The organism is Rhodococcus sp. (in: high G+C Gram-positive bacteria) (assembly GCF_049286785.1).
GTDB lineage: Bacteria > Actinomycetota > Actinomycetes > Mycobacteriales > Mycobacteriaceae > Rhodococcus_F.
The window spans coordinates 1-13,480 of record NZ_JBAQEO010000124.1; the positions used below are offsets into that span (position 1 = coordinate 1).

13 protein-coding genes and 1 tRNA gene are annotated in these 13,480 nt (G+C 66.1%); 10 read left to right on the forward strand and 4 right to left on the reverse strand.

The window, feature by feature from the left end; genetic code table 11:
- Positions 1–237 precede the first annotated feature (237 nt).
- The gene (locus tag WAW17_RS04875; protein ID WP_422331879.1) at positions 238–933 is read left to right on the forward strand and encodes a hypothetical protein; all 696 of its coding nucleotides are present in this window, start codon (positions 238–240) and stop codon (positions 931–933) included.
- 726 nt (positions 934–1,659) lie between these two features.
- Here WAW17_RS04875 and WAW17_RS04880 read toward each other — a convergent pair.
- Positions 1,660–2,076 (reverse strand): SRPBCC family protein, encoded by a 417-nt coding sequence (locus WAW17_RS04880; protein ID WP_422331880.1) that lies wholly within the window; start codon positions 2,074–2,076, stop codon positions 1,660–1,662.
- A 109-nt stretch (positions 2,077–2,185) separates the two neighbouring features.
- Between WAW17_RS04880 and WAW17_RS04885 the strand changes: the two genes are divergently transcribed.
- Positions 2,186–2,581 (forward strand): VOC family protein, encoded by a 396-nt coding sequence (locus WAW17_RS04885; RefSeq protein ID WP_422331881.1) that lies wholly within the window; start codon positions 2,186–2,188, stop codon positions 2,579–2,581.
- Here WAW17_RS04885 and WAW17_RS04890 read toward each other — a convergent pair.
- Both WAW17_RS04890 and WAW17_RS04895 read right to left on the reverse strand, forming a co-directional pair.
- Positions 2,571–2,801 carry a hypothetical protein gene (locus WAW17_RS04890; protein ID WP_422331882.1) on the reverse strand — a complete coding sequence of 77 codons (231 nt, stop codon included), beginning with the start codon at positions 2,799–2,801 and terminating at the stop codon, positions 2,571–2,573. The genes WAW17_RS04885 and WAW17_RS04890 overlap by 11 nt on opposite strands.
- Positions 2,802–3,121: 320 nt before the next feature.
- Positions 3,122–3,505: a winged helix-turn-helix transcriptional regulator gene (locus WAW17_RS04895; RefSeq protein ID WP_422331883.1), complete on the reverse strand. Its 384-nt coding sequence runs from the start codon at positions 3,503–3,505 to the stop codon at positions 3,122–3,124.
- A gap of 83 nt (positions 3,506–3,588) precedes the next feature.
- Here WAW17_RS04895 and WAW17_RS04900 point away from each other — a divergent pair, with 83 nt between their 5' ends.
- The gene (locus tag WAW17_RS04900) at positions 3,589–3,999 is read left to right on the forward strand and encodes a RidA family protein (RefSeq protein WP_422331884.1); all 411 of its coding nucleotides are present in this window, start codon (positions 3,589–3,591) and stop codon (positions 3,997–3,999) included.
- A gap of 372 nt (positions 4,000–4,371) precedes the next feature.
- On the opposite strand, the gene WAW17_RS04905 is transcribed toward WAW17_RS04900, so the two are convergent.
- A tRNA-Leu gene (locus WAW17_RS04905) sits at positions 4,372–4,457 on the reverse strand.
- A gap of 220 nt (positions 4,458–4,677) precedes the next feature.
- On the opposite strand from WAW17_RS04905, the gene WAW17_RS04910 reads away from it, so the two are divergent.
- The 7 genes from WAW17_RS04910 to pknB all read left to right on the forward strand — a co-directional run.
- The gene (locus WAW17_RS04910; RefSeq protein ID WP_422331885.1) at positions 4,678–5,961 is read left to right on the forward strand and encodes an FhaA domain-containing protein; all 1,284 of its coding nucleotides are present in this window, start codon (positions 4,678–4,680) and stop codon (positions 5,959–5,961) included.
- 197 nt (positions 5,962–6,158) lie between these two features.
- On the forward strand, positions 6,159–6,623 hold the full coding sequence (locus tag WAW17_RS04915; RefSeq protein ID WP_422331886.1) for an FHA domain-containing protein FhaB/FipA: 465 nt from the start codon (positions 6,159–6,161) through the stop codon (positions 6,621–6,623).
- Complete coding sequence (locus WAW17_RS04920; protein WP_422331887.1) at positions 6,620–8,074, forward strand: PP2C family protein-serine/threonine phosphatase; 1,455 nt, start codon at positions 6,620–6,622, stop codon at positions 8,072–8,074. Before WAW17_RS04915 ends, WAW17_RS04920 begins: the two co-directional genes overlap by 4 nt.
- Positions 8,074–9,528 carry an FtsW/RodA/SpoVE family cell cycle protein gene (locus WAW17_RS04925; protein WP_422331888.1) on the forward strand — a complete coding sequence of 485 codons (1,455 nt, stop codon included), beginning with the start codon at positions 8,074–8,076 and terminating at the stop codon, positions 9,526–9,528. Before WAW17_RS04920 ends, WAW17_RS04925 begins: the two co-directional genes overlap by 1 nt.
- Complete coding sequence (locus WAW17_RS04930; RefSeq protein WP_422331889.1) at positions 9,525–11,012, forward strand: penicillin-binding transpeptidase domain-containing protein; 1,488 nt, start codon at positions 9,525–9,527, stop codon at positions 11,010–11,012. Before WAW17_RS04925 ends, WAW17_RS04930 begins: the two co-directional genes overlap by 4 nt.
- Before the next feature lie 2 nt (positions 11,013–11,014).
- Positions 11,015–12,403 (forward strand): protein kinase domain-containing protein, encoded by a 1,389-nt coding sequence (locus tag WAW17_RS04935; RefSeq protein WP_422331890.1) that lies wholly within the window; start codon positions 11,015–11,017, stop codon positions 12,401–12,403.
- Positions 12,400–13,480, forward strand: a 1,081-nt coding sequence (pknB, locus tag WAW17_RS04940; protein ID WP_422331891.1) for a Stk1 family PASTA domain-containing Ser/Thr kinase, incomplete at its 3' end; no start/stop codon positions are given. The genes WAW17_RS04935 and pknB, both read left to right, overlap by 4 nt.

Genomic DNA, 13,480 nt, shown 5'->3' on the forward strand with positions numbered 1-13,480 from the left:
TTTCGGATGCGGCACAGCACTACCCGCTGATCGGGCAGGCAATCGAGGCGATTGCTGCCATCCCCGCGCCCGAGCTGCCGCAGCTCCAGTCGACCGACAGCGGTCCCGCCAGGTACACGATCGGCGGCCTGAACCTGAGCAGCCAGGCGACATTGCACGTGTGATCCGCTCCCCTCGTGTGCACCCCGGCCCACGGTCGGGGGCACACGAGGGACCCCGGAGTGAAGGATTCAGATCGTGACAGAACCGCCCCTGGACCGCCTGGCGCAGTGGTATCCGCCTTTCGAGTCGGCTCCGGCCCCGCAACCGGTTGCCACACCGCAGCCGGCGGTCGCTCCGGAACCCGAACCTCGGGAACCGCCACCTCCTCCGCCCCCGACGTGGCTGACCGGTGCGGACGAAACCGATCCGCCACTACCTGTTCCTGACGGTCGAGAAGGCCGGAAACTCGCGGTCGCAGGGGCTGCGGCAGCGGTGCTCGCCGTTCTCATCGGTGTGGTGGCCGTGGCGACCTCGATATCGCAGGACCGAACCGGAAGGCCCGTGGCGACGGCCGAAAGTTCGGCCTGGTGCGCGCTCTCCGAGAGCGGTTCGACGGTCACCGGTAACGGACCCGGCGGGACTTCCGATGGGGCCCAGGCGATTCTGTCATTCGACTACGCCTACTACGCCCTGCGGAGTGGCACGAAGGCGCGCGAGGTGGTCACGTCCGACGCAACCGTGAACACCGCCGAGGCCATCCAGGCCGGTATCGATTCCACCCCCGAAGGCACCGAACACTGCCTCGCCATCACCCGGATCGAAGCCGGGCGCTACGCGGTGACGCTGTCCGAGCGACGCCCGGACGGGTCGGAACAGAAGTACGAGCAGGTCGTCACCACCACCGATCGCGGCGGCCGGACCCTCATCACATCCATCGGAGTAGCGAATTGACGAACGAACCGGATCGGTCCCTCCCGCCGGCATCCGCACTGGTACTGGGCGCCTGCGGAGGGGCGGGAGCCACTACAACGGCGCTCGGCCTCGCGAATACCTACGCCGCGCGCGGGGCGACAGTCGTCGCGGTCGATGCCACCCCGGCAGGTGGCGACGTCGCCGAACGCGGCGCCGATGCCGTGCTGTCGGTGAGGGGTCTCGAACAACTCGTAGCCTCCGCGAATGCCGGTGCCGTCGCCGACGACATCTTCGACGGATACTGCTCCCGCACGAGCGCCGGAGCCCGGATCGTGCATCGAGCCGGCAACGAGAGCGCCGTCCCGAGTGAGTGCCACGCGCTCGACGAGACACTGCGGACACGTCGGGCGACCGGCGTGTACGACCTCGGACACCGTGCGCGCGCCACCTATCTGGCGCCGCTCCTCGCGTCCCCGTCACCGATCATCCTGGTCGTACCGTGCCGGGCGGACGCGTTCAACCGTCTGCGCTCGGCGTTGCAGTCGATCGCGGACACCCTCGGCGAGCAAGGACTGGCCCGCACGGTCGTGACCGTGTCCAACCAGGACAGCGCCGGCTGGCAGGTCGACGTGGCGCTATTGCGCGAATACCTCGGGGGCCAGGTGTGGGGTGTCGAGACCATCCCCTACGACCAGCATCTGGGCATGGGGATCGTCATCACACACGACTTTCTGGCACCCGAAACCCGAGCGGCGTACGAGCGGCTCACCGCAGCGGTATCCGCGATGGCCGCTCCAGCAATTCCTTCAGCTTCCGCAGATCCGCTGCAACTGCCTGGGCATCGCGCGCGAAGTCGTCGGCCGTCATTGCCTCCCGGCGACGGAGGGTGAAGACCACCTCGCTGCGTTCGCCGTCCGGGATGACTCGCACCGGGTTGTACACCGTCTCGCCGCTGGGCAGGGTCACGTGGTGGTCGAGGATCCCGAAGTCGTTGGCGGGCACGAAGGTGACCGTGACACGGCCCATCGGGGACTCCACGATCCAGCGGCCGTCCTCTTGGGTGATGGAGCTACTCAATCCCGAGGCCCAGGCCGGAAGGTTGGCCGGATCGCTCGCAAAGACGTACACGTCGGCGGCGGATCGGTCGATGAACAGGCTTACGTGGGTGGATTCGGTGGTCATGCCCCCAGCATTCCCGTACGAGCGCCCCGGCGATTGAAGAAATCGGACTCAGCTCTTCGATGTCCGAAATCTTCTATCCGAATCGCGCCGCATCGCTAGCGTCATTCGTATGACTGCATCATTCAGCGCCATCGAACTGGTGGTTCACGATATTCCCGCGTCGCTCGCCTTCTATCGCCGGCTGGGACTCGCGATTCCCCCGGACGGGGACTTCATGGCCCACGTCGAATACACCTTGCCCGGTGGCGTCCGAATACTGTGGGACACGGTCGCGACCATCCGCTCCTTCACGCCGGACTGGACCGAACCCGCTGGCGGACATCGCATCTCATTGGCGTTCGCATGCGAGTCGCCGCAAGACGTGGACCGGGTCTTCACCGAGATGACTGCCGCCGGCTCCACACCCCGGAAGGAGCCGTGGGATGCGCCGTGGGGTCAGCGCTACGCAACCATCGACGATCCGGACGGCAATCCCGTCGACTTGTTCGCACCGTTCACGCCGTGATCAGCCGGCCGAAGGGCTGACCGGTCAACTCGTTCGCCTCCCGGATCAGGTGCGCCTCGAGCCCGTACGCCGGGTCGGCACCGTCGGCGATCCGGGCGACGAACTCTGTGGTGGAGCGGTCGCACCGGATGTCGCCGAGCGGAACCCGGAGGTTCGTCAAGTCCTCCGCGGACACGTTCAGCAGATTCGGCAACGCGCAGGGAGAGAACCGCAGACCCACGTACCGCTCGCCTCCCTGATTCGGCGCACGGTACGGCCATGATCTTCTGCCACGACCACGCCGGCGAACGACGACGCCCGTTCCTCGTACATGTGCCAATGCTCCCGCAAATAACAACTGGCCGCAGCGAGTCGTCAGCTGCGGCCAGTGCCATCATGAGATTAGCAAATGTAACGATTGGGTCTCTTCCGGGGGTCCCGATAACGAACAAGGGCAAAACAGAAAGGCCAATTCCCATCGATCTCCAGAGCTTGCCCCGGTCGCCCTGACGCGGACACGCGAGCGTCACAGGCCACCGCGTCCGAATGCCGTGCGATGCGTCAGGCGAGTTCCGACTCGGCATCGAAGCGTGTGCGTGCGTTTTCAATCTCGGGCATGTGGGTTTCGGCCCAGCCGAGTAGGACATCGACCGGATGACGAAGGGTCTTGCCGAGCGGGGTGATCCGGTATTCGACGGCGACCGGGCGAGAGCTGAGAAGTTCGCGCTCGATGATGCCGTTGCGTTCGAGTCGACGCAGGGTGGCGGTCAAAGATTTCTGCGTCACCGAAGGGATCGCGCGGCGCAGTTCGTTGAAGCGGCTTGGGTGCTCGCACAGTTCGTTGAGCAGCGCCAACGACCACTTGTCGAGGATCTGATCAAGCAACTCTCGATGAGGCGGGGTGATCGTGAGTTCGTCGCGAACGGCCTGGGGAGTATCGCGCATGCTACCTAGTCTCGTTGAAGTGACCTCTGTATACCAGGTATCAATGTTATACCTGCTCAGTTCGATATTCGAGGAGAACTTCCATGACCGTTCAGTACTTCACCCCCGAGGGAATGACGCGGCCCACTCCGTATCACCACGTCGCTGTCGGCTCCGGAACCCGACACGTCCACGTCGCAGGTCAGATCGCGCGGCTCGCTGATGGAACCCCGGTGGCTCGAGGTGATCTCGCGGGGCAGGTCGCCCAAGCACTGCGCAACACCGCGACAGGGTTGACCGGGGTGGGCGCGACCTTCGACGACGTCCTCCGGCTGACCTTCTACGTCACGGACTGGAAGCCCGAGAAGATCGGTGAGTTCATGGCCGGTGTCGAGCAGGTCGCCGAGGAGATCGGGCTCACTCTGCCGCTGCCGCCGGCATCGCTCATCGGCGTGGACTACCTGTTCGAGCCGGATGTGCTCGTCGAAGTCGAGGCGACCGCCCTCATCGACTGACCGAATTCCGCGGGGCGCGTGTGCTGGAACAGCAACCGAGCATGGCTGGCCACCTTTCGGATGCGCACACTCAACTCCTGGTGGCCTGCGGACCATACCTGGTGCGCAGCAACCGGAATCGACGAGGTAGACACTCTCATCGTCTCTACCGACCCGGCGACTCGAAGCCGAACACGCGAATACCATCCTGGAAACGCAGCTGTAATCACGCCCCCTCCCAGGGGAGCCGCCGGTTGCGCAGGTCACTGCTCCAGTACCGGCGTTCGAGGCGGGCCCGTCTCGGCAGGTTTCATCCGACCAACCCAACGAAAACGAGGCCACGGACTCCTTCGAGTTCGTGACCTCGTTCTGTGCAGTTCGTGGAACTGCTCGTGGTGGGCGAAGGGGGACTTGAACCCCCACGTCCCGAAGGACACTGGCACCTGAAGCCAGCGCGTCTGCCATTCCGCCACTCGCCCGAGCGACTCGAAAACATTATCACGGCGCTTGCGGAAAATACGATTCGTACAGGTCAGGGGCCGAAAAGGGAACAGAAACACCAGTTCGGGCAAAGACCGATATCATGCAAGGGCCGGAGACCCGTGTCGCGACTCGACACGAGGACAGTACCGTGAGATGCACGCACGGCAGTGTCACGACACGGCCGACCTGACCATGAGGCACCGAAGGGAGGTTCCGATGGGGATAGTTCAACGCTTCGAGCGGAAGCTCCAAGGTGCCGTGGGCGACGCGTTCGCCCGGGTATTCGGCGGTGGCGTCGTACCGCAAGAGGTCGAGGCGGCCTTGCAGCAGGAAGCCGCCGATCGGATCCAGCAGTTGGACGGTGGTCATCTCCTGGCCCCCAACAGCTACGTGATCAGCATCAACAACTCAGATCACGAAGAACTGGCTGCCGACCGAGACCTGACGATCAAAGCTTTCGCACGCCACTTGGAAGACTTCATTCGCGACCAGGGCTGGCAGACGTATGGTCCCATTCATGTCGCGTTCGAACCGTCGCCGTCACTGCACACCGGGCAGTTCCGCACCCGGGGTTCGGTGGATCCGGACGCCGGCCGTCCAGAGACGTCTCGTCCGGGACGACCAGAACCGCCCCGCGGGCCCGCACCGCGACCCCAGGCACCGCATGTACCCGTCACGTCGAATCCAGGAGCTGGCCCCATGACGCAGAACTCAGGCTACGACCCCAGCCGCGAACCAGCCGGCAACCGTAAGCCCGATCCGCAGTACGCGCGAAACGGTCACGCCCACGCAGGCCAGGACCAGCGGTACCCGCAGGGTAATCAGAACGGGTACGACCGCGGTGCCGACTACCGCGGTGGTTACGAGCAGCCGCAGCAGCCCTACCCCGACGCCCAGCGTGGCGGCTACCCGCAGCAGGAACCCGCCTACGGGCAGGGTTACGAGCAGCCGGCAGACGACGGGTACGACTACCGCGAGGCCGGCTACGCCCAGGACTTCCCGAACTACGACCCGCAGGCGGCCCCTGCCCGCTACCCCGACGGTTCCTACGCCGACGGCGGATACGCTCAGCCGCAGGCGTACGACCAGGGCTACCAGCAGGGCGGCGGTTACCAGGCCGGCTACGACCAGCCCGCCTACGACCAGCAGCAGGGTTACGCGGGGTACGACCACGGCGGCTACAACCAGCCGGCCTACTCCCCCGAGGGCCACACCTTCACCGCGACCCTGCAACTCGAAGACGGCAGCGGGCGCCACTTCCAGCTCCGCGAGGGCAACAACATCATCGGCCGTGGCCAGGAGGCGCAGTTCCGGCTTCCCGACACCGGAGTCTCCCGCCGTCACATCGACATCCGTTGGGACGGGCAGGTCGCGATGCTGTCCGATCTCGGCTCGACCAACGGCACCACCGTCAACGGAGCGCCCGTTCAGGACTGGCAGCTCGCCGACGGCGACATCATCCGTGCGGGTCACTCGGAGATCCTGGTTCGAATCGTCTGAGCCGAGATATAACCGAGACGGTTTCGATGCTCGACCGACATCGCGCCCCGCGCCGTGTCGGACGTAACAGGACGTCGACTCAGTATCGTTGTGGGCTGTCCGTATCCTGATCGCAGGGTGCGGGTTGCCCCTATGTTGCTGCCAGAAAAAGACGCCCGGATGTCGAATGTTCCGGTAACAGAAGGAGGTGGGCTGCCGTGCAAGGGTTGATTCTGCAACTGACGCGAGCAGGGTTCCTACTTCTGCTCTGGCTCTTCGTGTGGTCCGTCCTGCGCGCACTGCGGGGTGACATCTACGCTGGGTCCGGTGTCCGTGTGCCCCCGAGATATTCGCGAAGCGGAAACGTGCTGCCGTCCCTCGGCAAGACGAAGACGGCGAAGTATCTGGTGGTGACACAAGGCAGCCTGGCCGGCACCCGGATCACCCTCGGCACGCAACCCGTCCTCATCGGCAGGGCCGACGATTCGACCCTCGTCCTCACCGACGACTACGCCTCCACCCGACATGCCCGGCTCTCCCCGCGAGGCGCCGACTGGTACGTCGAAGATCTCGGGTCCACCAATGGCACCTACCTGGACCGCGCCAAGGTCACCACTTCTGTTCGTGTGCCGCTCGGTACCCCCGTACGCGTCGGCAAGACGGTAATCGAGCTGCGCCCGTGACCCTCGTACTCCGCTACGCGGCCCGTAGCGATCGCGGCCTCGTCCGTTCCAACAACGAAGATTCCGTATACGCCGGAGCCCGTCTCCTCGCACTTGCCGACGGCATGGGTGGCCACGCGGCCGGTGAGGTCGCTTCGCAGCTGATGATCGCCGCCCTCGCGCACCTCGACGACGACGAACCCGGCGAGGATCTGCTCGGCAAACTGGAAGCCGCGACGCGTGAAGGCAACGACTCCATCGCCGATCACGTCCAGGAGGACCCGGAACTCGACGGCATGGGCACCACGCTCACCGCGATCCTCTTCTCGGGCAGCAAGCTCGGACTGGTTCACATCGGCGATTCCCGCGCCTACCTTCTTCGCGACAACAAGTTGACTCAGATCACCCGCGACGACACCTTCGTTCAGTCTCTCGTCGACGAGGGCCGGATCACCGCCGAGCAGGCGCACACGCATCCGCAGCGGTCGCTGATCATGCGGGCGCTCACAGGGAACGAGATCGAGCCGACGCTCACCGTCCGCGAAGCGCGCGCCGGCGACCGTTATCTGCTGTGTTCGGACGGCCTTTCGGACGTCGTCAGCGACGAGACCATCGAGAACACCATGCGGGAAGGCACGCAGGACGAGTGCGCCGACAGGCTCATCGAACTCGCTCTTCGCAGCGGTGGACCGGACAATGTGACCGTCGTCGTCGCCGACGTCATCGATCTCGACTACGGCCAGAGCCATCCGATCGTGGCCGGTGCGGCATCCGCCGACGACGAGGACACCCCGCCGCCCAACACCGCGGCAGGCCGCGCCGCCGCGATGCGCCCCCCGCGGGCCACCCCCAAGCGGGTGATTCCGCAGGTGGAGGATCGTCCGGCGAAGAAGACGCATCGGCTGCGGTGGGCTCTTGTCGCCCTTGGGCTCGTCGTGCTGCTCGTCGCCGCGGCGTTCGTGGGCCGCACCCTGGTCCGCAACAACTACTACGTGGGTGCCGAAGGTGAGCGGGTCACCGTGCTGCGCGGTGTCCCCGGCTCCGTCCTCGGCTACTCGCTGCAAGAGCCGAATCTCGTGGGGTGTGTCAGCGACACCGGCGGCCTGACCCTGGTGCCGCCCACCGACATGCCCTCCGACTGCACCGTGCTCCAGGTGGACGACCTACAGCCGTCCGCCCGCGAACAGGTACGCGCCGGGCTGCCGTCGGGCAAGCTCGACGACGCACGCGACCAGATGACGCGGCTCGTGGAGAACGATCTGCTTCCCCTGTGTGAAATCGGGTCGACGACCACCGCCACCCCGACCCCGGCTCCGGCTCCGGCTCCGGCTCCGGCTCCGGAGACCACGGCACCACCTGCTCCCGCACCGGCTCCCGCACCGGCTCCCGAGACGACGTCACCCGCCCCGACCACCACACCGGCGACGACTGTGCCCCAGGTGCCCGGTCAGAACTGCAGGACGGCTAGCTGATGTCGGTCTCGAGTGCATCAACTGGGGCGCAATTTCCCAGTCCACCCGGTGGTTTCGCGCCTGCCCCCGTCCAGTCGACGCGGCGGAATACCGAATTGGTACTCATCGGTCTCGCGATCCTGATCACGACGCTGTCCCTGGTGCTGGTTGAGGCCAGCCAGGAACAGAGCATCACGTGGGACCTCGGGAAGTACGCGGCGACGTACGCGGCGTTGTTCCTTATCGCGCACCTCGCAGTGCGGCGCTTTGCGCCGTACGCCGATCCGCTGCTTCTTCCGATTGTCGCCTTGCTGAACGGGCTCGGTCTCGTCCTGATCCACCGTCTCGATCTGGCGGACGCCCAGTCGGCCGTCTCCTTCGGGCTGCCGATTCCGTCACCGGACGCCAACCAGCAGGTGCTGTGGACCACGCTGGCCATCGCCGGTTTCGTCGCGGTGCTGGTGTTGTTGAAGGACTATCGGCTCCTTGCCCGATACAGCTACACGCTCGGTCTGGCCGGGCTCGTGTTCCTCGCGATCCCGGCGCTGCTGCCGTCCAGCTTTTCCGAGGTGAACGGTGCCAAGATCTGGATTCGTCTTCCCGGCTTCAGCATTCAGCCGGGTGAGTTCGCGAAGATACTCCTGATCATCTTCTTCGCCTCCGTCCTGGTCGCGAAGCGTGACCTGTTCACCACCGCGGGCAAGCACGTGCTCGGCATGGACCTGCCGCGCGCCCGCGATCTGGGACCGATCCTCCTCGCGTGGATGGTGTCGGTGGGCGTCCTGGTGTTCGAGAAGGACCTCGGAACGTCGCTGCTGTTGTTCACCACGGTGCTCGTGATGCTCTACATCGCGACGGAACGCGTCGGGTGGCTGGTGATCGGCGGCGGACTCCTCGCCATCGGCTTCTTCTTCGCATACCAGCTGTTCGGGCACGTCCGGGTGCGGGTGAGCACGTGGCTCGACCCGCTCGAGGATTACAACAACACGGGCTATCAGATCTCACAGTCCCTGTTCGGGCTCGCCACCGGAGGTGTCGCCGGAACGGGACTGGGCAGCGGCAGGCCGTCTCAGGTGCCGTTCGCGAAGACCGACTTCATCGTCGCGACCATCGGCGAGGAACTGGGCCTCATCGGCCTGGCCGCCGTACTGATGCTGTTCCTCATCCTTGTCATCCGCGGTCTACGCACCGCGCTGGCCGTGCGCGACAGCTTCGGCAAGCTCCTCGCCGCGGGACTGTCGTTCACCATTGCCATCCAGGTGTTCGTCGTGGTCGGCGGCGTCACCAAGCTCATTCCCCTCACGGGTCTGACCACCCCGTTCATGTCGTACGGCGGTTCTTCGCTGCTGGCCAACTACCTGCTGCTCGCGATCCTCATCAAGATCTCCGACGCCGCACGTGAGCCGGCGGTCCCGCAGAAGAGGGGCCCGGCTCCCATCGCCGACGCCCCGACCGAGGTGGTCCGGCGCCCATGAACACACCACTGCGTCGCGTCGCGATCGCCGTCATGGTGATGGTGGTCGCCCTCCTCGCCAACGCCACCTACGTACAGGTCATCAAGGCGGACGACCTACGGGCCGATCCTCGCAACTCCCGTGTCCTACTCGACGAGTACTCACGCCAGCGGGGCCAGATCTCCGCTGCCGGCCAGGTTCTCGCGGCGTCCGTCCCCACCGACGACCGCTACAAGTACCTGCGCACCTACCCGCCGAACCCGGCGGCGCCGTCGAGCCCCCTGGCCAACGCCCCGGTCACCGGCTTCTACTCGATGCAGTACGGCAGCACCGGACTCGAACGGTCCGAGGACCAGGTTCTCAACGGTTCCGACAACCGGCTGTTCGGTCGCCGTTTCTTCGATCTCGTGTCCGGTCGCGACCCCCGTGGCGGAAACGTGGTGACCACCGTCGACCCCGTCATGCAGCAGGTGGCGTACGACCAGCTGACGTCGAAGGGTTACACCGGTTCGGTGGTGGCGATCGAACCGAGCACCGGACGCATCCTCGCCATGGTCAGCACCCCGAGCTACGACCCCAACAGGTTGGCCAGCCACGACGGCACCGAGACCACGCAGGCCTGGGAGGCGCTCAACGCCGACCCCGACAAGCCGCTGATCAACCGGGCCGTGTCGCAGACGTACCCGCCGGGCTCCACCTTCAAGGTGGTGGTGACCGCCGCCGCGCTCGCTGCCGGAGCGGCCCCCGACACACAGTTGACCGCGGCACCGCAGATCACTCTTCCCGACACCACGACCACCCTCGAGAATTACAACGGCTCCACCTGTGGCGGCGCACCGACGGCGTCGCTGCGGGAAGCGTTCGCGCGGTCCTGCAATACCGCGTTCGTCGAACTCGGCATCGAGACCGGTGCCGACGCCCTGAAGGAGCAGGCGGCCGCGCTCGGTATCGGATCGTCAATGGACGGCGTGCCGATTCCGGTCGCGGACAGCACGATCGGACAGATCACGGACAGTGCGGCGCTCGGCCAGAGCAGCATCGGCCAGCGCGACGTGGCGTTGACGCCACTGCAGAATGCGATGATCGCTGCTACCGTCGCCAACGGCGGCGTGCGGATGGAACCGCAACTGGTGTCGGAACTGCAGGGACCCGACCTCTCCAATCTCGCGACCGCCAATCCGGTGTCCGACGGCCAGTCCATGTCCTCCCAGGTCGCGGCGACTCTGACAGATCTGATGATCGGCTCCGAGAACAACACCAGCGGCGAAGGCAAGATCCCCGGGGTGCAGATCGCTTCCAAGACCGGCACCGCCGAGCACGGATCCGACCCGCGGAACACTCCGCCGCACGCCTGGTACATCGCCTTCGCGCCCGCCAAGAACCCGACGGTGGCCATAGCGGTCATCGTCGAGGACGGCGGGGATCGAGCGCTCGCCGCAACAGGCGGCTCGGTGGCTGCCCCCATTGGGCGTGCCGTCATCGCAGCCGGATTACAAGGGGGCTGATTGTGGCATTGAACAATGGCGCGCTGATCGCCGGCCGATACCGTCTGCTGCGGCTCATCGCCACAGGCGGAATGGGTCAGGTCTGGGAGGCGACGGACAACCGGCTCAACCGTCGCGTGGCGGTGAAGGTCCTCAAGTCCGAGTTCTCCTCCGACCCCGAGTTCCTCGAACGTTTCCGCTTCGAGGCGCGGACCACGGCGCAGCTGAACCATCCCGGCATCGCCGGGATCTACGACTACGGCGAGGTCCGGGACAGCAGCGGCGAATCCACCGCGTATCTGGTGATGGAACTCGTCAACGGTGAGCCGCTCAACGCCGTCCTCGCCCGCGTCGGCCGGCTTGCCGTACCGCACGCACTCGACATGCTCGAGCAGACCGGTCGCGCATTGCAGGTTGCTCACGACGCCGGGGTCGTGCACCGGGACGTGAAGCCGGGGAACATCCTGATCACCCCCACCGGACAGGTCAAGATCACCGACTTCGGTATCGCCAAGGCGGTCGAGAACTCGCCTGTCACACGGACCGGCATGGTGATGGGCACAGCGCAGTACATTGCCCCCGAGCAGGCGCTGGGACAGGACGCGACGGCGGCGAGTGACGTCTACTCGCTGGGGATCGTCGGGTACGAGGCATTGTCCGGACGGCGTCCCTTCATCGGTGACGGTGCGATCACCGTGGCCATGAAGCACGTGCAGGAGGCGCCGGCGCCCCTACCCACCGACCTGCCCCAGAACATTCGCGAATTGATCGACATCACGATCGCCAAGGATCCGGCGGCGCGGTATGCGAGCGGTGGGGAGTTCGCGGACGCCGTGGCCGCCGTCCGCGCGGGCCGGCGACCACCCCCTCCCGGTTCTCACGGTGGTGCTGCGACAGCGCGGGTGCTGCCACCACCACCGATGACCGGCGCGACCCAGATGATGCCGCCGTCCCAGGCGGTATACGCGGGCCCGATCACCGGTGGGGACCATGGCGATTCGGACGGTGACGACGGCGAACGTGGCGGACTGACCAGCGGCCAGAAGGCGGTCGCGTGGGGCGCGGGTGGACTGCTGCTCCTCGCGGGGATCATCGCGCTGGCAATGATCCTGTTCGGTGGCGGCGAGGACACAAAGAATCCGGTAACCCCCGGTTTGACGTCGTCATTGCGGACGATCACCACCACGCCGCGGCCGACGACCACCACCACGACCACCGAGCCGACGACAACGACCACGGAGCCGACGACAACGGAACAGACGACCACCACCACGCAACCGACGACCACAACCACGACCACCACCACCGTGCCCTCCACGACGACCACCACCACCGAGCCCACCACGACGACCACGACGACCACGACAACCACGCCGGAGACGACCACTCCGACGCCTCAAGGACAGCCATGACGACACCGCGTAACCTCTCCTCACGCTACGAGCTGGGTGAGATTCTCGGCTTCGGCGGCATGTCCGAGGTCCATCTCGCCCGTGACGTCCGACTCAGCCGTGATGTGGCGATCAAGGTCCTGCGCGCCGACCTCGCCCGCGACCCCTCCTTCTACCTGCGGTTCCGCCGCGAAGCACAGAACGCTGCCGCCCTGAACCATCCGGCCATCGTCGCCGTGTACGACACCGGCGAGGCGGAGACGGAGGCGGGTCCGCTGCCGTACATCGTGATGGAGTACGTGGAGGGCGATACCCTGCGCGATATCGTGCGCAGGGATGGCCCGATGTCGCCGCGCCAGGCCATGGAAGTCATCTCCGACGTGTGTGCGGCTCTCGACTTCAGCCACCGCAACGGCATCGTGCACCGAGACGTCAAACCGGCGAACGTCATGATCAACCGTGCGGGCGCGGTGAAGGTCATGGACTTCGGTATCGCGCGGGCGATCTCCGACGCGTCGAGCCCCATGACCCAGACCGCGGCCGTCATCGGCACCGCTCAGTACCTGTCTCCGGAGCAGGCTCGTGGTGAACAGGTCGATGCCCGCTCGGATGTGTACTCGCTCGGCTGCGTGCTGTTCGAGATCCTGACCGGCGAACCCCCGTTCAAGGGCGATTCACCCGTTGCCGTCGCGTACCAGCACGTTCGAGAGGACCCGCAGACACCGTCCGCGGTCAATCCGGACATCCCGCCGGAACTCGACTCCGTGATCCTCAAGGCGATGAGCAAGAACCCCGCCAACCGGTACCAGAGCGCGGCCGACATGCGCAGCGACCTCGTCCGCGTACTCGGCGGGCAACGCCCCAGCGCTCCGACGGTGATGAGCGACGAGGATCGCACCACGATCCTCGGTGCCGTCGACACCGGGGCGAGCAACCATCGTCGGCCACCCACACCGGAACCGGTCACGCACACCGGTGACGAACCGCCGAAGAAGAAGAACGCGCTGAGGGTGGCCCTGCTGTCGCTCGGCGCGCTCGTCGTCGTCGGCATCGTCGGAGCGTTCCTGTGGTCCCTGGGCCCCGGGTCCGAGGCCGATC